Genomic DNA, 18,867 nt, shown 5'->3' with positions numbered 1-18,867 from the left:
TCCTCAGGTCGCCGGGTAGGCGATGGATTTGATCTCGGTGTACTGGTCGAAGCCGGCTGTGCCGTTCTGCCGGCCGACCCCGCTGTTCTTGTAGCCGCCGAACGGAGTGTCCGCTCCGTACCCCGCGGTGCCATTGACCCCGATGAACCCCGCGCGCAGCCGCTTGGCCACCGCCAGTGCGTGATCGAGCGATCCGGACATGACGTTGCCTGCCAGCCCGTACGGGCTGTCGTTGGCGATGCGTACCGCGTCGTCCTCGTCCTCGTAGGCGATCACCGAAAGCACAGGTCCGAAGATTTCTTCCTGCGCGATCGTCATCGAATTGTCGACATCGGCGAAAAGTGTTGGTTTGACGAAGAATCCCTTGTTCAAGCCGTCGGGCTGCTCGGAGCCGCCGACCACCAGGCGTGCCCCTTCGGCCACACCCTGCTCGATGTGGCCACGGATCCGGGCACGTTGCCGATCGGAGATCACCGGACCACACAGCGTTGCGGCATCCTGCGGATCGCCGGGTTGCACCCCTTCATAGATGCCCCTGAGAATCTCGATGCCCTCGTCGTAACGCGAGCGCGGCAGCAGCAGCCGGGTCGGGTTCGCACAACCCTGGCCGGCGTGCACGCAGGGTGCGATGCCCATCATGCAACCGAGTGCGAAATCGGCGTCCTCCAGCACGATGGTGGCCGACTTGCCCCCGAGTTCGAGGAACAGCCGCTTCATGGTGGCCGCACCCTTTGCCATGATGCGCATACCGACGATGGTGGACCCGGTGAAGGAGATGAGGTCCACCTTGGGTGAGAGCGTCAACTCCTCGCCGACAAGATGATCCGAGGCCGTGACGATGTTGACGACACCGGCCGGGATGTCGGTGTGCTCGGCGATCAGCCGGCCGACGCGGGTCGCGTTGAACGGTGTGTTCGGCGCCGGCTTGAGGATCACGGTGTTCCCGGTGGCCAGTGCCTGCCCGAGCTTATGGATGGTGACCTCGAACGGGAAGTTCCACGGCACGATCGCGCCCACCACTCCCACCGGTTCACGCCAAACCTCGCGGGTGGTGTTCACCCCGGTCACCGACACCAGAGCGTCCCCCAGCGAGGTTTCCCACGGGTATTCGTCGATGAGCTCGGCCGGGTAGGTGAGCGCATCGCTGAGTGGCGCGTCCAGTTGCGGTCCATAGGTGAGTGCGCGTGGGCAACCGACCTCGGAGATCAGTTCCTCGCGCAATTCCTCGCGCTCGGCTTCCAGCGCCTCCTGCAACTGGAGCAGGCACCGTTGCCGCAGGGCGTGGTCGGTCGACCAGTCGGTGTCGTCAAAGGCCCGTCGGGAGGCATCGATGGCGCGGCGCATGTCGGCTGTCGATGCGTCGGTGACCTCGCCGATCACCTCTTCGGTGGCCGGGTTGATATTGGTGAATGCGCCCGCCGCGCCCTCGACGAGTCTGCCATCGATCAGCATTCTGGTTTCGTGCCGGACGGTGGTCTCAGCCATGCGCTCGAACTTCTTCCTCGTCGGGGACGTCGGCGGGCGGGGGTGGCGGTGCGGGCGCACCGATCTTCATGGATCCCATCCGGGGCAGACCCATGGCCAGCCGGGCCAGGTGGTGCACGCCGGCGCTCGGTAGAATTCTGTTGGCTATCAGCAGCATTCGGGCATCCGGTCCGACGGGCCGTCGGACGAACGCGGCCGTGTCCTCGAGCGCCTCGGCGAGGCCCGCGGCGAAGATTTCCGGCGGGCGGGCAAGTTTCATGGCGAGCCGGCCGCGCCGGTCGATGGTGGCGTGATGCCGCGCGTAGGGGCCGTCGAAATCCCGGCAATCGGTGGTGCCGGCATCGGTGATGATGTCGGTGTCATAGGTGCCGGTCACCAGGATCGTCACGCCGATACCGAACGATGCGACTTCCCCGGCCATCGATTCACCCCAGCGCTCCAGCGCCCCTTTGGCCGCCGAATAGGCAGCGATCGAGGGCATACCGCGCACGCCACCCTGGCTGGAGATCAGGACGATCCGGCCCCGTCCGGCCGCCCGCATCGACGGCAGCAAGGTCTTGGTCAGCAGCACCGGGCCCAGCACGTGGGTGCTGAACATCCTCTCCCACAGTTTCATCGGGGTCTCTTCGACCATGCCGGCGGCAGAGATGCCTGCGTTGTGGACGATCGCGTACGGTGCGCCGACGGCGGCCTCGATCAGCGCCGCCGCCGTGGTCACGGAGGCCTCGTCGTCGAGGTCGAGTGGCACGCCGATCAGCCTCGGATCGTCCTCGGCGGCGCCGGTGGCTTCACGCAGGCGCAGCATCCCGGTGTCCGGGGACCGCATGGCGGCGACGATCTGCCAGCCGGCCCGGTACAGGTGCACGGCCGATGCCAGCCCCAGCCCCCTGGACGCGCCGGTGATCACGACACTTCGCGGCTCAGTCACCGGCCGACTCCGGTGCGCACCGGTCGCCGCGAGACCCCGGCACGACCTCTGGCCTGCCGTCGGGTTGGCCGGTCATCCACGTGGACATGATGCCCACCGCAAAGGGCCCCTGAGCGCCGTTCTCCTCGTAATAGCCCTGTGGGTCATATACTTTCGCTTCCGGATAGGGCCACGGGCAGGCCACCGACGTGGCCGCTCCGGACATCCTGATCACGGTGAAACCCAGCCCGTAGGCAAAGTAGGCGACGTTGATGACGACGAACATCACCACCGCCATGCCCAGCCTGGGCCGGTTCGGGAACAGTCGCGAACGTTGCGCGAGTTTCTCGGCGACCGTCTTGCCGGTGTCGTCGCGGTAGACCAGCAGGCCGGCCGGCACCATCACGAAGGTCACCATCACCGACTCCCACAACAGCGGGAACTGGAAGGTGCTGCCGGTGAAGATGGATCCGAACGGGATGACCTGCGAGTAGATGTAGAGGCCGGTACGCACCAGGGTGAGTTCCAGCACCATGTCGAACAGGAACCCGATGACGAAGATCAGGACGCCGAGGCTGACCAGCGGGTGCCGCCAGACGAAGGCGGTGACGGGTTTGCGCGACTGGATCTTTCGCAGGATCCAGACCGCCGGGAAGTACGGGCCGAACTGGAACATGACGTAGCCGATGACGACGAACGGCTCGATGGTCGGTGATAGCGAGACCCACGGCCAATCCACCGGCCAGTGCCACAACTCGGGGTTGTAGACCGCGTACGGCGCCCAGTTCATGTACGGGTCCTGCCAGACGATCACGGTGGTGATCGCGGCCATCATGACGATGGGGCTGCCGGGATTACGCCGCCAGGCGATGATGCAGGCAATCAACAGTGCCGGCACCGAGAAGATGGTGAAGATCTGCCACAGGTCGATCCAGTGTTCGAAGCCGAACAGGAAATCGACGGGACGTGGTACTCCTTCGACGTCCGGATTGGCGATCCGCGGTGAGGTCGGGCCGCTCTGCGCGTGAGACGCGATCACCGCGATACCCAGCAGTGCGGCGACGACCCACACCGTCCCCCGGGGAAAGCGGCAGATGCCGGGCGGCGGTGTGTCGGTACTGGGTGCGATGTGATCGGTGCTCAACTCACGACTCCCCGAAGCGGTCGACGAGATGGGAGTGCACACCGTCGGCGTCCAAGGTGCGGGCGACCAGGTAGCCGGCGCCCATCCACGCCCGCCGGGTCCAGTTGCCGAATGAGATGCGGGTTCCCGGTGCGCCGGCGGCAGCGGGCAGCATCTTCACCCGCTCCAGCGCGTCTTTGACGCCGCGTGGGCTCAGTGGGTGGGCGTCGATGACGGCGTGCAGCAGTGCGTTGGCCACGTCGTGGTTCACCACCGGCACGCAATACTCGGGGCGCCGGCCGAATGCCGTTTCGTAGCGGTCCAGGAACCGCTGGCCCACCTGGTTGGACTCGTCGTACTGGTCCACACCGGTCCAGCCCAGGAAGGCCTCCCACATCACCGGATTGACCCAGGCGTTCTGGAAGGCCGTGCTGGTGAAACGTGGCGGGTCCCAGCCCAACTCCGCGAGCACGGCATTGAGAAACACGATGCCGAAACCGAATCCGCAGTGCACCAGGGCGCTCGGTTTCGCCTGATGGACGATGGCGACGGCCTCGTTCACGTTCTGGGCGGTCTGGGCGATCGTCGCTTCGGCCACGATCCTGATGTTCTTGCGCCGGCACGCGCTGCGGAAATGCCGCAGGTAGGTCTCTCCGACCAGGGAGGACTCGATGAGCACCCCCACCTCGGTGTGGCCGCCCTTGGCCAGCAGATCGGCCCAGAAAATCGGCTCGTCGGTGAGTGAGCCCTGCGGGAAGGAGAACGTCCACTCGCCCAGCCAGTCGTCGCTGCCGGTGACGCTCAGCGCGGGTACCCGGAAGCGTTCTTCGATGGCTTCCCGGGTGGGCACCGCGTTGTCGGTGATATGGGGGCCGAACACCGCGAGGCACCCCTCGTCGACGAGCTCACCGTAGGCATCGATGACCTTCTTCACCGACCCCTTCGGCAGCCCCTCGACCTCGCGGTAGACCAGCTCGATCGTGCGGTCGATACGGCCGTCGGCCAGTGCTTGGTCGAACACCAGCCGAAACGGTTGGAAGAAATCGTCCCGCATCTCCTGCGGATAGGCTTGCGGCAGTGTGAAATCCATCAGATAGCCGACCTTGATCGGTTCTGCCGTGCTTTCGTAGCCCATGTTCATTCTCCGTCCGCGGGAAGGTAAACGTCGATCAGTTCGATCAGGCCCCGGGTGACCGTCGCGTCATCGGTGAGCGGACCGGCGATCGCCGCGCGAGCAGCGACCTGGGGCGCCAACCCTTCCGAGATGAGCAGGCCCGCTGCGATGAGCACCCGGGTGGACGCGACCTCGCGCAGGCCGCCCGTCTCCAGGCGCCGGATCGCCTGCCCGAGGCGCACCAGATCGGCAGCGCGGCGGTGGTCGACCCCGGACTCCTGGGACAGGATCTTCTCCTCGACATCCGGCGCCGGAAAACCGAACTCGATGGCGACCATCCGTTGCCGGGTCGAGTCCTTGAGGTCCTTGAGCACACTCTGGTAGCCGGGGTTGTAGGACACCACCAGGCAGAAACCGGCGGCGGCGTCGAGCGTGATGCCCAACCGGTCGATCGGTAGTTCGCGACGGTGGTCGGCCAACGGGTGCAGCACCACAGTGGTGTCCTGGCGGGCCTCCACGACCTCGTCTAGATAGCAGATCGCACCTTCCCGGACGGCGCGGGTCAGCGGTCCGTCGACCCACTCGGTCTCTCCCCCACGCAGCAGAAAGCGGCCGACCAGGTCGGCGGTGGTCAGATCGTCGTGACAGGACACGGTGATCAGCGGCCGCCCCAGGTCGTGGGCCATCGCCTCGACGAACCGAGTTTTCCCACACCCGGTGGGGCCCTTGAGGACCACGGAGAGCCCCTGTCGGTAGGCGGCTTTGAAGACGAGTTCCTCGTCGGCGACCGACACGTAGTACGGGCGGGGTTGCGTGGTGGTTCTCGGCTGTGCCGGATGCATATCGTCCTCTCGTGCAACCAGTTCGATCACTGTAGCGCGGAACAGATGTTTGGTTCAAGGATTCAGGGCCGGAGTCGTCAGGCGACGCGCCGGCGCAGGTCGGCCGAGCGCAGCGCGGACCGGAACAGCGGACCGATGATGTAGCCGAGTTGCTCGGCGCGTGGGATGGCCGCGTGCGCGGCGCTGCCGAACACCCGCCGTAACTCGTGGGCCTGGGTGCCGGCGCCGACGGTCAAGCAGACGGCACCGGTGCCCTGTTGACGCACCTCGGCCAGGGCGCGGCGGGCATCGGCCGTGCCGTAGGCGCGTTCATAGCCGTGGTCATAGGCCAGCCCGTCGGACACGACGACGAGCAACCGCCGGGAGGTACCCGCCTTCTCGGCCATCACCGCGGTGCCGTGCCGGATGGCCGCGCCCAGCCGGGAGTACGCCCCCGGTGTCAGGGCGGCCAACCGCTGGGCGACAGCGCTGTCGAAGGTGTCCTCGAAACGCTTGACCGGCAGCACGTGTACCGACGATCGGCCCTGGGACTGAAACCCGTACAGTGCCACCCGGTCGCCGAGTTCGTGCAGCGCGACCGTCAACGCGTGCGCGGCGAGCACCTGCTGTTCGTGCACGGTGCGCCCGCCCGTCCCGGGCTCGTTGGCCGAACCGGAGACATCGAGCAGCACCAGCACAGCGAGATCTCTTCTGCGTCGCAGGCTCTCGATGTAGACCGCGGCGTCACCGGCCGTTCCGGCCAGCGTGTCGACCCTGCTGCGCACGGCAGCATCGATATCGATATCGTCGCCCTGGGCCTGGCGCCGGCAGCGCTCGAGCCCGACGCCCAGCCGGGTCAGCGGCCGGCGCAGCGCATGGACATCGGGGCGCGGCGCCGGCTTGACGTCACGCTCAGCCACCTCGACTTCTTCGACCGTGCACCAATTCTCGCGATAGCGGCGCTGGCTGGCATCCCATTCGGGGTAACGCGCGCCCGCCGCGGCGCCGGGCCCGTCGTCATACGACGGTCCGGCAGTGGTGGACAGCGACGCGGCCGCTCCCCTGGTGCCCGAGCGGGTCCGGCGGACAGCCGAATCCGCTCCGGGCGGGCCGCCGCCGGTGCCGCGCCGCCGCACGCTTTTCATCATGCGCTGCAGGAGTTTTCCGATCGCGCCACCGCCGCCGACCGGGCTGGTGAACATGTCGAGGACGTCCAGATCGGCGTCGTCGACGGCGTCCTCGACGAGCTCGTGCAACTCCTTGTCGTGCCCCCTGCGGGCAATGTGGCGGCCGGACCGACCCGGGGCGTTCGCGACGGTCGCCATCCTGCGCGGCCGCAGGATTCCGAAGGTTGCTGGCGGTTCGGGCAGCGCCACCGGGCTCATGGCCAGGTCCAGCGATGCCTGCGCCGAATCCGTGCCTGCCGCGAGCCTGGGATCCAGCAGGGCACGGATGTCCCGAGACAGTAGCTCCTTGTTGCAGGCCAGCGCGCGGTGGCCTTCGATCGCGAGGTACCGCCGTGCCAGGGCGGCACCCCGGCCGAGCGTGCCCAGGATCGCCGGGTTCAGGCTGTCGGCGGCCAGTAGCGATGCCTGAACCGCCAGGCAGCGGCGCTGAAACGCGGTATCGGTGGCGACGTCCAGGTACACCGCGACGCCGTCCGTCCAGGCGGGTTCCCCGGCCGGGACGGACCGCACCGCCACGGTCCGACCGGCCAGCGCGCAGGCAAGTAGGGCGTGGACCTGCACACCTTGCGCATCGTCGTCGGTTGCCACCGTGCTGCACACCTCGATTTCCTACCGGGCCGGCAGTTTGACCAAATATCTGTTCCACCGTAGGGTTCGGTCCACGGCGCGTCAACGTCGACATGACGAATGTTCGATACGAAGCAGGCTCCTCGGAATCGTCGTCTCCGCGATCCGGACTCTCGGGCGCATCGAGGCGGTGCCGAGAAATGCCGCCGGCATCGGTGCACGGACGGCCGCCATGGGCGCAATGCCCCGCAGTGGGATGAGCAGGTCGTAAGCTCAGTGGTCCAGCTCAGGTATCGACATGGCAGGCGAGGGAGCCGATGACCGAACAATCGTCAGGCGCCCCCGACACACGCCGGACCCAGATACTGCAGACCGCAAACGACGTGATCGCCGAATCGGGCCTGCGCACCTCGCTACAGCAGATCGCCGATGCCGCGGGAATCCTGGCGGGCAGCCTGTATCACCATTTCGAATCCAAGGAAGCCATCCTGGTCGAGCTGACACGCCGCTATCACGCTGCGCTGGACCTGGTCGGCGAGCAGGCGCTGGGTGAACTCGACGCCCCGGATCCGCGCCCGATCGAGGACCAGATCACCGGCCTGGGTTGTGCCATCGCGCGGTGCGCGGTGGCACACCGGGCGGCGCTGCAGATGTCGTTCTACGAAGGCCCGAGTTCGGATCCCGAGTTGATGGAACTGACCAAGCGCCGTCCGGCCGGCATCCAGTCCGCGATGCTGCAACTGTTGCGGGCCGGGCGGTGGAGCGGGTTCATCCGACCCGACATGGACCTGCCGACGCTGGCCGACCGTTTCTGCCAGAGCATGCTGCATGTCGGACTCGATGTGATCCGGCACAAGGGCAGCAGCGATCAGGTGGCAAGCCTGCTCTGTCGCATTCACCTGCACGGACTCGCCAGCCATGACCTCACCGATGTCCAGCTGGATCGGTCGGCCGCGTTCGCCGCCGCCGATGAGGTGGTGAAGAGCTGGTCGGAGAACACCGAGCCGGACACGAGCAACAAGGCCGCCCACGTCCGGGCCGTCGCCCGAGGCGAATTCGGCCGGCGTGGCTATGAGATGACCACGATCCGCGATATCGCCTCGGCGGCAGGCATGGGCACCGGCACCGTGTACCGGATCATCGGCTCCAAGGACGAACTGCTGATGTCGATCATGATGGCCTTCGGCCGAAAGGTCGGCGGGGGCTGGAGCGAGGTCCTACGGACCGAGTCCACGCCGCTGGAGAAGTTGGACGCGTTGAGTTGGCTCAATATCAATGCCCTGGAACAGTTTCCGGACGAGTTCCGCATCCAGCTGGCGTGGATGCGGCAGACCCCGCCCGATGTCGCCGACCCTGGCTGGTCGTTCTCGACGCGGGTGCGGCAGATGAAGACGATGCTCTCCGAGGGCATCCGGTCCGGGGAGATCCGGATGGACAGCCCCAACGCCGAGATGCTGGCCCGCGGTGTCATCGGTGTGCAGTGGATTCCGGAGAACATTCTGGGTGAGCTCGGCACTGATCGAGCACTCACCCACTCCCGCGATACCGTCATTCGGGGTGTCGCGGTGCGCTCGGAGTAGAGCGCCCGCGCCCCGGGGAGATCAGGACGGGGTTCATCACTTGCCGATACCGCCCGAGCGAGTAGGTTCTGCAGGCATGACCACAGGTGGATTCGATCCTCAGCCCGGCATGTACCCGACGCCCAGTGGGCAACCGGGCGGACTTCTCCCCCGCTGGTTGGCCCGCATCATCGACGGCATCGTCATCGCGATCGTCGCGTTCTTCCTGGCGTTCGTCACCGACTCGTTGTCCAACGTGTGGGTCACCGGCCTGTTCACCGGTGTGCTGACCTTCGTCTACTACATCGCGTTCGAGACCACCCAGGGCTGGACACCGGGAAAGAAGCTGCTGGGCATGAGCGTCCATGGCCCGGCCGGTGCCGCGAAGCCGACACTGCAGCAGTCGGCGATCCGGAATGCGTTCACGCTGCTGCCGATCATCCCCTTCGTCGGCGGGTTGCTGGGTGTCATCGCGATCCTCGTCATCGCGGTCACCATCAACAGCAGTGCCACCAAACAGGGCAAGCACGACGAACTGGCCGGCGGCACCCAGGTCGTCAAGCGCTGATCTCACCGAGGCCGCTGAGGGCACACGGTGATTGTTTGATTGACTGGCGGGGTGAGCAGACCAACGACCATCGCGCGGCGCCTGTTCGATCGGCTGGAGCCTGTCCACGCCGTCACCTACTTCGCCCCGGAGTCACGAGCAGCCCTTGACGGGCTCGGTTTCCGCGGATTCTGGATGGGCTATTTCGCAGCCCGGTCGGCGCCGCTGGGGCCGGTGGCACCCGAGGTGGTCACGGCGGTGTTCGGCAATTTCGCGCCGCAGCGGGTGGCCAAGGCGCTGCCCGCCGCCTGGGAGATCGCCGCACCGGCGACGGTGCTGCAGGCCCGCGAGGATGCTGCAGTGGCCGCGCTGCGCCGCTACGGATGCACCGATCCCGATGCGGTCGCCACGGCAGCGGAGCTGCTGTCCACCGCGGCGCGCAACGCGGCGTCGGAGGGGCGGCCACTGTTCGCGGCAAACCTGGCGTTGCCGTGGCCGCAGGAGCCGTTGGCCCAACTGTGGCACGCCACAACGCTGTTGCGAGAGCAGCGCGGTGACGGCCACATCGCTGCGCTCAATGTGTTCGGGATCAGCGGGCGCCAGTCGAACGTGCTGCATGCCGCCGCGGACCGGGTGCCCCGGGAGATGATCATGCGCAGCCGCGACTACGACGAGCAGCAGTGGCAACACCATGTCGCAGAACTGGCCGACCGCGGCCTGCTCGACGGTGCCGGCACGCTCACCCCGGCCGGCGCTGCACTGAAGGCCCAGATCGAGGACACCACCGACCGGCTGGCGCTGTCGGCGTTCGACGTGCTCGACGATGCGGACCTGGCCACCCTGTTCGAGGTGCTCACGCCGCTGACCCGGCTGGTGGTCGCGGCAGGCGATGTTCCGGCGGCGACCCCGATGGGGCTGGACCGCGGCGATCTCGGCAACGACCGCCTCTGACAACGACCGCCGGCGAACTCAGCGCGGCGCGTACATGATCAGGCCCACCCCGAGCAGGCATACCAGCGCGCCCGAGATATCCCAGCGGTCCGGCCGGAACCCGTCGGCGACCATGCCCCAGATCAGCGACCCGGCGACGAAGACCCCGCCGTAGGCGGCCAGCACCCGGCCGAAGTTCGCATCGGGCTGGAAGGCGGCCACGAAACCGTAGGCGCCGAGCGCGATCACACCGGCGCCGACGAACAGCCAGCCGCGGTGCTCGCGCACCCCCTGCCACACCAGCCAGGCGCCGCCGATCTCCAGCACCGCGGCGAGCACGAACAGCACCATCGATTTGAGCACCATCACCCGTGCCAGTCTGGCACGCAGCGGGTCAGAGGTTGCGGTTCCACTCCAGCCAGCCGACGCCCGTGCGGCCGTCCGCGGTGGTGACCGTCGCCCAGGCACGCGGGAACTGGCTGACCCGCCCGTCGACGGCGGTGAGCAGCACCGGGGCGTGGCCCTTGATGTCGACGGTCACCTCGGTATTCCCCGGTTGCAGGGTCAGCGTGGTCGTCACCGGCAGATCGTCAGGGCCCAAAGTGTGCTGGGCGGAGACAGTTTCGAGCTCGGCGAGCGGTTCGCCCTCGCGCTGGGTGTAGCCGATGCCGATCGGCGCCATGCCGGGTATGCGGATGTCCACCCCGTGCAGGTGGGTGCCGTCCTTGAGGTGCAGCGCGCTCCACACCCACTCCATGCTCCACCAGTCCCGCACACCCCAGGAATGGTCCCGCTGCCCGGGCACGCCGTTCAGCGCGTACTGCCGGCCGTCGACGGTCGCGGTACCCGATACCGTGCAGGCGATCTCGTAGCGCGGGGTGATCCGGTACAGGTAGGGCGTGCTGACCGAGAGGAACTCCAGATCCAGGCCGACCTCGACGGGCCGCCCCGATTCTCCGCGCAACAACCCGGCCGGATCGTCGTACGCCTCACCGCGGGCCCGCAGCGTCACCCGGTAGCGCTGCAACGGCACCGTTGCCGACAACTCGAGGTCGATCGCGTCGGTCCGCACCCGGGCCGGGTTTGCGGGCAGCGCGGCCTGCAGGTCATTGACCGCTATCGTCGGCATGCCCGGCCCACACAGCAGGGCGTTGATCCACGCGCGGTCCTGGTTCGGGATCAGGCCCAGGCGCACCCAGCCGCCGAGACCCTGTGTGGCATCGACGAAATCGAAGTACCAGCTCTCGTTCCACAACTCCTCATCGGTGGGCACATGCGGGCCCTCATCGACGGCACGGGGTTTCAGCGGTTCGGGTGCCACGGCGGCGGGCAACACCGCCAGCGCGTCGGTGTCGAGCACATGAGCGCAATGGCGCGCCAGCATCGTCATGAACATCTCATCGCCGCGCTCGGTCTGCGCGACGAGCATGGAGGACACGATCGCCATCATCACGCCGAAGAAGCTCTGCCGCCGCACGCCGTCCCTGACGTCGTCGAGGGACAGCGACGACGTTTCGCCGAGCGCCGCGTGGTAGGCGCCCAGCAGCGCGTCGTAGTGGGCGCGGCGCACCTCGTCGGGCAACGCGCACCCGATGAAATACGCGACGTCGGTGAACGCAGGCCCGCGGGTGACGGTCTGCCAGTCCACCACGGTCAGGGGACGTTCCGCGCCATCCGTGCCGAACAGCATGTTGTCCAATCGGTAGTCGCCGTGGACGAGCCCCTGCAGCGCGGCGGCCTCCTGGGCCAGATACGCGTCGAAGGAATCCACCAGGCGTTCGCACACGATTCGGTGCTCCGGCGCGATCCGATCACCGAACCGGTCGGCGAACCCGGCCCACAGGCCTGCCAGCAGGGCCTGGCTGACCGGGGCCTCGCGGTTGAGCCAGGCCGCCTCCGCGAGCCCCGCGTCGCCGAGCAAGGGGCCGTGCACCCGTCCGAGCTGAGTCAGTGCCAGAATCGCCTGTTCACTTGTGGCGCCCCGGATCTCGTCACCCACCTCCGCGGGCGCCGCATCGCCCAGTAGCAGGTCGAAGGCGCCGGTCCCGGCGTCATACGCGTGATGAAAGCACGGTGCGAACGGCGCTGTCGCTTCCCCGTCGCTTCCCTCGCCCCCGTCCAGCGCTCCGGCGATCTCGGCGTAGAACCGCACCTCGCGCTCGTAGAGACCCAGCGCGAGACCGGTCTGGCGGCTGTTGGGGTCGGCGGCGGCGACCTTGAGCACCACGGTCGCCGGGCCGGTGTCACCGTCGGCGTAGCGCAGGGCGACCCGATAGCACTCGCTCATCTGCCCGGTGCCGATGCGTTCGAATTCATGCCCGGTCACCGTGCCGGCGCCCAGCACCGCGGTGAGCCATTCGTCGGTCAGATCGGTGGGACGCTCGATGAGTTGACTCTGCACGGATGTGAACCTAGCAGTGGCCCCGATCACACATGACAGGTGTCAACTCTTATGGCATTCCCCGGGACTTGCCGCCACATCCAGTGCCGGGTTTCGGTCGAAGAAACCGAACGGCTTCAGCCAGAACGACACCACATCAACCGGCATCACCGGCCAGTCCTCGGGCCGGGTGATGTGGTGGATGCCGAAGACATACCAGAGCACCACGTCGGTGTTGTCGATCGAACGGTTGGCCTTGGTCCATTCGCCGAGGCCGGTGTCAGCTACCGACTGATTGACGAATTCCCCGGCCGGCCAGCGCTCGCCGGGATGATTCGGTGTGACCCACAGCGCGTGCCCGATGACGTTGGCTCGCCGCAACACCGGGGATTGTGCGTCGAACATCGCGGGCAGCGCCCCGGTGGGCACCAGCTTGTAGGACGGGTGGGTGCCCAGGCCGTTGACGACGTTGGTGTTGACCACCTTCCACCCGCGCTGGGTGGCGAAGTCGACATCCTGCTTTCCCTCGTCCTCGGTGCGCAGCGCGACATTGCGGGTCACCAGCGACAGCCCGTACGGATTGTCCGGTCCGGTCGGCTCGGCGTAGGACTCCGACATGTAGACGGTGTTGTCGGGGCCGTCGACGTCGAGGTCGAGCCGTGCCACCAGGAAGTGCTGGTGGAAGGGGGCGTATGTGCGTTCATCGACAAGGGTGCCGTTGGGGTTCGGCTGCCCGGCCGCCAGCGGTGTGGTGACCATGATGCCGGTGGCGCGCACCTCGCACTCGATGTTGCCGTCCTGGTAGAGACGCCAGTAGACCAGGTACTCGTAGTTGGCGACCGTGACATGGAACGACAGTGTGAGCCTGCGGATCCGGCGCACCTCGGCGCCGGTGTCATGGTCGACGTGCTTCCAGAGGACGGCGGCGTCCTCCTCGTGGATGCAGATCGCGTTGGTGATGGTGTACGGCTCGCCCTTGCTGTTGTGCAGCACGGCATCGAGATAGCGGATCTCGCCGAGGCAGTCACAACCGAGTTCCAGGGACTGCGTCATGAAACCCAGTCCCCACTCCCCGATGTCGAACGCGGTGCGGCGGTAGTGGTCGACCGAGGAGTCGCGGTAGGGCACCACCATCTCCGCGAACGACATCCGGTGCGCGACCGAGCGGTCCCGGTCACCGTCCTGGTACCGCACGGTGTGCAGCGTCATGCCCTCGCGGTAGTTGAAACCCACCCGCAGCGACCAGTTCTGCCAGCGCAGCAGATTGCCGTCCAGGGTGAACGACGGACCCTCGGGCTGGGTGATGTGCAGCGGTTTGAGCGGTTCCCGGCGCGAGGCCGAGCGGATGTGCTCCGGGATGTGCCGCGGCGTGTATTCGCCCATCACGGCCGGGGTTTCGACATTGACGGTGTCCTCGACGCGCAGCAACTCCATGGTGTTGAGGTCGATCACGCAGTGCAGCCCGCTGACCAGATGCGCGTACGGATTCATCCCCGGCCCGTCCTTGAGCCAGGTGTCCGACCAACCCAGCCGCCGGCCGCGGAACTCGTCGGGGATGACGGCGTCCCCGTAGGTCCAGGTATCGACGAACACCAGGTCGATGTCGGTGATACCGCGACCGGCCAGGGCGGCGAGGAAATCGGGGTGGCGGCGCAGCATCTGGTCACACTCGAGGAACTCGTCGACGGTGAAGTTCGGTTGCGCGCCGGGCACGTGCTCGAACGACTCGACCCGGCCGTCGGTCAGCGACACCACACTCTTGTAGGTCGCATTGGCGGACCGCTCGAAGCACACGACAACGGCCTTGCGCGCCGGCACCGGCCCGCCGTTCTCGAAGGCCGCGAGTTCGGCCTTGCCCGGCTCCGCCATCTCGATGGACGCGTAGCGCCAGCCCGCCCCGACGCCGTGTTCGCGGCCCAGGATCTCAGCGACAGCAGTGAATTCGTCGGGGCCCAGCGGGTCCAGCGGGTGCGTCATCGGACCAAACAACCACACCCGGCGCGGCGGCGCAGCCAGTTGCTCCTAACCGCTATCGGGCGGCCAGCGTGAAACCCTCCCAGGCGCGGCGACGGTCCGCGTTCGGGTCGTATTCAAGCCGGGTCCGGCGGTCGAACACCAGCACGGCGCGCATGCTCTCGTCATACCGGGGCCAACTCTCGCCGGGGCTGCCGGTGCGGCTGAATTCACGCCATCTGGCTTGTATTTCCCGGCTGACCCGCTTCGCCGAGGCGCGGTCCCCGCCGGCGGTGAGCAGCGCGCCGAGTCGGGTCCGGTAGATGCCGAACACCGCGAGCAGTTCGGTGGCGTGGGTGGCGCCCATACCGGACCAGTTCAGGATGCGCGGGGCGTAGTCGTAGCGATAGAAGTACGTCGGGGCGTGCGTTTTGTGTGCCTCGGCGATGTCCCAGGCCGCCGTGCCGAACGCGAAGTCACCACCCAGTCGGATGCAGGCTTGTTTGCTCGGATAGCCCGGGTAGGCCGACACGATGCGGTCCCGGGTGCCGGTGTCGGAGTCTGCCAGCAGCATCTCGATGGTCTGCTCGGTCATCGGCAGCAGCTGCATGAACCTGGTGAACAACTTGCCCTCGTCGGCGTTGGTGCCCACGATGAGCGGCACCCGGTGCGCGGTGCCGGTCCGCATGGCGTGCAACGGATCCTCGGGCAGCAGTTCGGTGCCGCTGGTGGGGCCGGCAGGGAAGGCGCCCGGCATGTCGCGTCCGCCGCGTGCGATGAGCTTGTCCAGGGCGGTGACCAGCTCGGCGGGGCGTGCCGACATCACGGCCGCCGCGCCGTCGGACACCGACGCCCCCAGCAGGCCGGCGAACTGCTCGGCGAACACCGGGGCGGCCTCGGCGGTGCGGACCATGCCGCTGGCGGGACTCTCCGAGATCGCTTGTGCAAAGAGCCCTTTGGCGTCGGGGACGGCCATCAGGGTGGCAACCGCATGTGCGCCGGCGCTCTCACCGAAGATCGTCACGTTCTCGGGGTCGCCGCCGAACACCGCGATGTTCTCCCGCACCCAGCGCAGCGCCAGTACCAGGTCGGCCAGGTACAGGTTGCCGTCGATCGGATGCTCGGGCGTGGAAAGCGCGGAGAGATCCAGACAGCCCAGCGCGCCCAGCCGGTAGTTCACCGAGACGTAGACGCATCCGCGCCGGGCCAGCGCGACCCCGTCATAGATCGGTGTCGCCGAACTACCCATGATGTAACCGCCGCCGTGGATGAAGAACATCACCGGGAGCGGGCCCTCGGTGTCGGGCTCCTCGGGTGCCACCACGTTGAGCGTCAGGCAGTCCTCGCTCATCGGCTGGTATCTGCCCACGCCGAGCAGGGTGTACATCTTCTGTTGCGGGGCGCAGTAGGTGAACCCGTGGCAGTAGCGCACCCCTGGCCACGGTTCGGCCGCAACGGGTGCGCGGTAGCGCAGCGCGCCCACCGGCGGCTTGGCATACGGGATCGACCGCCAGCGGTGCACGCCGTTGCGGGTGAACCCCTCGATGGTTCCGGTGTTGATACGAACCCGGACGGTGTGTTCGTGCATGTGGCCGACGTTAGCGAAGATCCGGCGGTTCGCCGCGTCGGGGCGCGCCCGCTACCCTGGCCGAATGCGGTTGGTGCTGTTACTGATGACGTCTGCCCTGGTGGCAGGCTGTTCGCAGACCCTGGATTCGGAGAGTTCCACCGCCCGCACCCCGCTGTCGGTGCCGTCATCGAGCGCCCCGAGCAGCGCTTCGGCCGCCCCCGGCAGTACATCGCGGGCCGCGCAACCGTCCGGAACCATCGCACCCGACGCCGAGATCGGTGAGGTCATCTCCCGGATCGAGGACAGTGAGCCGGCCGTGCCGGGCGACTTCGGGTCCGTCACCCGCGACGGGGTGACCACCACACTCGACGGCGGTATCGCCTTCACCACCGACACCGTGAGCTGCATCAGCACACCGAAGTACCGGGACGGGCTGCTGGCCTGCCTGGTGGACCTCACCGATCCGCCGCCGCGGCCCCCCGATGTGTTCACCGTCTGGAAGGGCAACTGGGTCGACTTCGACGGCTCCAGCGTGGAGATCGGATCCCAACACGGAGATCCGGGCCCCTTCGTCGACGGCGATGGTGCCGCCCTTCCCGACGGGTCGTCGGTCGCATTCGGCGACTTCCGCTGCCGTGCCGAGACCGACGCGGTGCTGTGCGTCAACTACGCCCAACGCGCCGCGGTGCGACTGAGTGCCGGTGGCGTCGACGGATTCGGGTGCCTTTCCGCATCGGAGGCACCGCCCGGCATCGGTGTCCGGCTGTCCTGTTAGAGCCGGAAGTCGCCGTCGACGACCTGCAACGTGACCACCTGGCCGTCGATGTCGGCGGTGCCCGTCCCTTCCTGGAGCGACAGGATGGGCGAGGCGGGCGTCAGCGTGCGGGCATTGCGGACCTGGTCGCGGAAATCTTCGTCGCTCAACAGGTCCGAATCCATGGCGGATTTCGCTCCGGGTTCATGCTGCACCCCGGTGGCCGAGTCGCCCGGGCGCACCACCCAGGTTGCCCGCACCCCGCCGGCCTCGCCGGTGTACATCCCCGCCGGCGCTGGCACCGAGGCTGCGGTGAACCGGTAGGCCACGCCGTCCATGGTCAGATCGCCGACCACATCGGCACCATCGACCGATGCCCTGAGGGTGTCGCGGAACTTGCCGGTGATATCGATGCGACCGTCGGACTGATCCCCGAAGAACCAGGCCTCGTCGTCGACACCGTTGCAGGCATAGGCCGCGACCTGGTCACCGTCGACGGCAATGCCGATCGTCATGGTCCGGCCGTCGGCCGCCGGCATGTCGGCGATGTACTTGGCCGATGGCGGAAACGACGTCTCGGTTGCCGACGGTGACGGGGTGGTCGCGGTCTCGGTGCCGCCCGAGCAGGCGGTCAGTGCCAACGTGGCGGTGGCTCCGACGAGCAGGGTGCGGGTCAACTTTCTCATCTGTTCAGCGTGCTGTGCCGCGGGCCCTGCGCGCATGAATTTTGTATGGAGATTCGGTGGAGAACGCGATCAGACCAGAAACGCGGCGAGTTCGGTGCGGAACACCTGCCAGGCGGGTTCACTCTCGGTCAGCAGATGGTTGTTGCTGTGCAGCGCCACCAGTCGGGAGTCGGGGATCAGTGTGGCCAATTCCTCGCCGTAGCGCATCGGGACGCGGCGGTCATCGGCGGAATGCATGATCAGGGTCGGACAGGAAACCTGCTGGGCGTCCTCGCGCACATCGATGCGGCCGAACTCGTCGAGGAATCGCACCGCATTCTCCGGGGAGGTGGTGCGGCGTTGCAGATGGTCGAACGCCTCCCAGTCCGCGCGGGTGCCGTCGGGCTGAAACTGTGCGGCGAACACCTGCCGGAACGCGGGATCGTCGCGCCCCCAGCCGACCCTGGCCAGGTCCAGATCCAGTGCTGCGGCCCGCTTCTCGTCCTCGCCCACCGCACGCACGGCCCGCCCGCGGGCGTAGGCGCCGCACAGCACCAGATGGGACACCCGTTCGGGATGGCGGGCCGCGTAGGCCACCGCGACCGCGCCGCCCTGGGACACCCCTAGCAGCGGAAAGCGTTCCAGGCCAAGCGCTTCGACCACAGACTCCAGATCGGTGACCCAGTCGTCGAAGGTGAAGTCCCCGGTATCCCAGTCCGAGAGTCCGCAGCCACGTTCGTCATAGCGGATGAAGGTGTGCGCGTGCGCGAGATCACGTACCCAGTGCCGCCACACCGGGCTCTCGATGTCATAGCCGAGGTGGGTCATCCAGTTGGCCGCCCGCACCAGCGGCGGGCCGTCCCCGGCCACCGCGTAGGCCAGTCGCACGCCATCGGCGGCGCGGCAGAAGGCGATGTGCTGGCGCGGTGCCGGGGCCTGTTCGGGCGGGGTGGCCACGTCCTCGGTCAGGGTGCCGACGAACTGGTAGCCCCGGCCCCGGACGGTGCGGATGAAGCGCTGGGATTCGCCGTCGTCACCGAGTGCCCGGCGGGCGGCCTTGATCCGGCTGGTCAGGGCGGCCTCGCCGACGAATCGGCCACCCCAGACCGAGTCGAACAGCTCCTCCTTGGTGACAAAACGGTCGTGGTGGGACACCAGCTGGGTCAGTACATCAAAGACCTGGGGCTCGACGTGCACCGACTGGCCGTCGCGGCGCAGCTCGTAGCGCTGGGTGTCCAGCACGAACTCTGCGAAACGCCAGACGCCGGCCGGCCGATCAGGGGTGGGGATGGTCACGACCGCACA

General features: G+C 67.6%; 16 protein-coding genes. 4 read left to right on the top strand and 12 right to left on the bottom strand.

Going from position 1 to position 18,867, the window contains the following annotated elements; all coding sequences use genetic code 11:
- Nucleotides 1-3 precede the first annotated feature (3 nt).
- The 6 genes from C6A86_RS14095 to C6A86_RS14070 form a co-directional block, all read right to left on the bottom strand.
- Nucleotides 4-1,485, bottom strand: a complete 1,482-nt coding sequence (locus C6A86_RS14095) for an aldehyde dehydrogenase family protein (protein ID WP_199196409.1) — start codon at nucleotides 1,483-1,485, stop codon at nucleotides 4-6.
- Nucleotides 1,478-2,413 (bottom strand): SDR family oxidoreductase, encoded by a 936-nt coding sequence (locus C6A86_RS14090; protein ID WP_311101200.1) that lies wholly within the window; start codon nucleotides 2,411-2,413, stop codon nucleotides 1,478-1,480. The genes C6A86_RS14095 and C6A86_RS14090 overlap by 8 nt, the downstream gene beginning before the upstream one ends.
- Nucleotides 2,406-3,536 (bottom strand): spirocyclase AveC family protein, encoded by a 1,131-nt coding sequence (locus C6A86_RS14085; RefSeq protein ID WP_105366303.1) that lies wholly within the window; start codon nucleotides 3,534-3,536, stop codon nucleotides 2,406-2,408. The genes C6A86_RS14090 and C6A86_RS14085 overlap by 8 nt, the downstream gene beginning before the upstream one ends.
- Before the next feature lies 1 nt (nucleotide 3,537).
- The gene (locus C6A86_RS14080) at nucleotides 3,538-4,650 is read right to left on the bottom strand and encodes an ABC transporter substrate-binding protein (protein ID WP_105366304.1); all 1,113 of its coding nucleotides are present in this window, start codon (nucleotides 4,648-4,650) and stop codon (nucleotides 3,538-3,540) included.
- Nucleotides 4,651-4,652: 2 nt separating this feature from the next.
- Nucleotides 4,653-5,471 carry a CbbQ/NirQ/NorQ/GpvN family protein gene (locus tag C6A86_RS14075; protein ID WP_105366372.1) on the bottom strand — a complete coding sequence of 273 codons (819 nt, stop codon included), beginning with the start codon at nucleotides 5,469-5,471 and terminating at the stop codon, nucleotides 4,653-4,655.
- Between the two features lie 77 nt (nucleotides 5,472-5,548).
- Nucleotides 5,549-7,225, bottom strand: a complete 1,677-nt coding sequence (locus C6A86_RS14070) for a nitric oxide reductase activation protein NorD (RefSeq protein ID WP_199196442.1) — start codon at nucleotides 7,223-7,225, stop codon at nucleotides 5,549-5,551.
- A gap of 296 nt (nucleotides 7,226-7,521) precedes the next feature.
- Between C6A86_RS14070 and C6A86_RS14065 the strand changes: the two genes are divergently transcribed.
- From C6A86_RS14065 to C6A86_RS14055, 3 genes are all read left to right on the top strand, one after another.
- The gene (locus C6A86_RS14065) at nucleotides 7,522-8,784 is read left to right on the top strand and encodes a TetR/AcrR family transcriptional regulator (RefSeq protein ID WP_105366306.1); all 1,263 of its coding nucleotides are present in this window, start codon (nucleotides 7,522-7,524) and stop codon (nucleotides 8,782-8,784) included.
- 76 nt (nucleotides 8,785-8,860) lie between these two features.
- Complete coding sequence (locus tag C6A86_RS14060; RefSeq protein WP_105366307.1) at nucleotides 8,861-9,331, top strand: RDD family protein; 471 nt, start codon at nucleotides 8,861-8,863, stop codon at nucleotides 9,329-9,331.
- A 51-nt stretch (nucleotides 9,332-9,382) separates the two neighbouring features.
- Complete coding sequence (locus C6A86_RS14055) at nucleotides 9,383-10,261, top strand: SCO6745 family protein (RefSeq protein ID WP_105366308.1); 879 nt, start codon at nucleotides 9,383-9,385, stop codon at nucleotides 10,259-10,261.
- Nucleotides 10,262-10,279: 18 nt separating this feature from the next.
- On the opposite strand, the gene C6A86_RS14050 is transcribed toward C6A86_RS14055, so the two are convergent.
- From C6A86_RS14050 to C6A86_RS14035, 4 genes are read right to left on the bottom strand one after another with little or no spacing between them, the layout of a single operon-like run.
- The gene (locus C6A86_RS14050) at nucleotides 10,280-10,606 is read right to left on the bottom strand and encodes a YnfA family protein (RefSeq protein ID WP_057165576.1); all 327 of its coding nucleotides are present in this window, start codon (nucleotides 10,604-10,606) and stop codon (nucleotides 10,280-10,282) included.
- 28 nt (nucleotides 10,607-10,634) lie between these two features.
- On the bottom strand, nucleotides 10,635-12,641 hold the full coding sequence (locus tag C6A86_RS14045; protein ID WP_311101199.1) for a phosphotransferase: 2,007 nt from the start codon (nucleotides 12,639-12,641) through the stop codon (nucleotides 10,635-10,637).
- A gap of 42 nt (nucleotides 12,642-12,683) precedes the next feature.
- A complete protein-coding gene (locus C6A86_RS14040; protein ID WP_199196443.1) occupies nucleotides 12,684-14,597 on the bottom strand; it encodes a primary-amine oxidase in 1,914 nt (637 codons plus the stop codon).
- A 52-nt stretch (nucleotides 14,598-14,649) separates the two neighbouring features.
- A complete protein-coding gene (locus C6A86_RS14035) occupies nucleotides 14,650-16,161 on the bottom strand; it encodes a carboxylesterase/lipase family protein (protein WP_105366311.1) in 1,512 nt (503 codons plus the stop codon).
- 64 nt (nucleotides 16,162-16,225) lie between these two features.
- Here C6A86_RS14035 and C6A86_RS14030 point away from each other — a divergent pair, with 64 nt between their 5' ends.
- Nucleotides 16,226-16,918 (top strand): hypothetical protein, encoded by a 693-nt coding sequence (locus tag C6A86_RS14030; protein ID WP_105366312.1) that lies wholly within the window; start codon nucleotides 16,226-16,228, stop codon nucleotides 16,916-16,918.
- On the opposite strand, the gene C6A86_RS14025 is transcribed toward C6A86_RS14030, so the two are convergent.
- The gene (locus C6A86_RS14025; protein WP_105366313.1) at nucleotides 16,915-17,583 is read right to left on the bottom strand and encodes a hypothetical protein; all 669 of its coding nucleotides are present in this window, start codon (nucleotides 17,581-17,583) and stop codon (nucleotides 16,915-16,917) included. The two genes, C6A86_RS14030 and C6A86_RS14025, sit on opposite strands and share 4 nt — an antisense overlap.
- 69 nt (nucleotides 17,584-17,652) lie before the next feature.
- Nucleotides 17,653-18,858, bottom strand: coding sequence for an alpha/beta fold hydrolase (locus C6A86_RS14020; RefSeq protein WP_199196444.1), 1,206 nt, complete (start codon nucleotides 18,856-18,858; stop codon nucleotides 17,653-17,655).
- Nucleotides 18,859-18,867 lie beyond the last annotated feature (9 nt).

The organism is Mycobacterium sp. ITM-2016-00316 (assembly GCF_002968335.2).
Taxonomy (GTDB): Bacteria; Actinomycetota; Actinomycetes; order Mycobacteriales; family Mycobacteriaceae; genus Mycobacterium.
This window is presented reverse-complemented; position numbering and strand designations above follow the sequence as displayed.

Excerpts from the sequence above, each read along its gene's own strand:
- C6A86_RS14095 (WP_199196409.1), bottom strand. The coding sequence starts at position 1,485 with ATGGCTGAGACCACCGTCCGGCACGAAACCAGAATGCTGATCGATGGC.
- C6A86_RS14080 (WP_105366304.1), bottom strand. The coding sequence starts at position 4,650 with ATGGGCTACGAAAGCACGGCAGAACCGATCAAGGTCGGCTATCTGATG.
- C6A86_RS14075 (WP_105366372.1), bottom strand. The coding sequence starts at position 5,471 with ATGCATCCGGCACAGCCGAGAACCACCACGCAACCCCGCCCGTACTAC.
- C6A86_RS14065 (WP_105366306.1), top strand. The coding sequence starts at position 7,522 with ATGACCGAACAATCGTCAGGCGCCCCCGACACACGCCGGACCCAGATA.
- C6A86_RS14060 (WP_105366307.1), top strand. The coding sequence starts at position 8,861 with ATGACCACAGGTGGATTCGATCCTCAGCCCGGCATGTACCCGACGCCC.
- C6A86_RS14050 (WP_057165576.1), bottom strand. The coding sequence starts at position 10,606 with ATGGTGCTCAAATCGATGGTGCTGTTCGTGCTCGCCGCGGTGCTGGAG.
- C6A86_RS14040 (WP_199196443.1), bottom strand. The coding sequence starts at position 14,597 with ATGACGCACCCGCTGGACCCGCTGGGCCCCGACGAATTCACTGCTGTC.
- C6A86_RS14035 (WP_105366311.1), bottom strand. The coding sequence starts at position 16,161 with ATGCACGAACACACCGTCCGGGTTCGTATCAACACCGGAACCATCGAG.
- C6A86_RS14030 (WP_105366312.1), top strand. The coding sequence starts at position 16,226 with ATGCGGTTGGTGCTGTTACTGATGACGTCTGCCCTGGTGGCAGGCTGT.
- C6A86_RS14025 (WP_105366313.1), bottom strand. The coding sequence starts at position 17,583 with ATGAGAAAGTTGACCCGCACCCTGCTCGTCGGAGCCACCGCCACGTTG.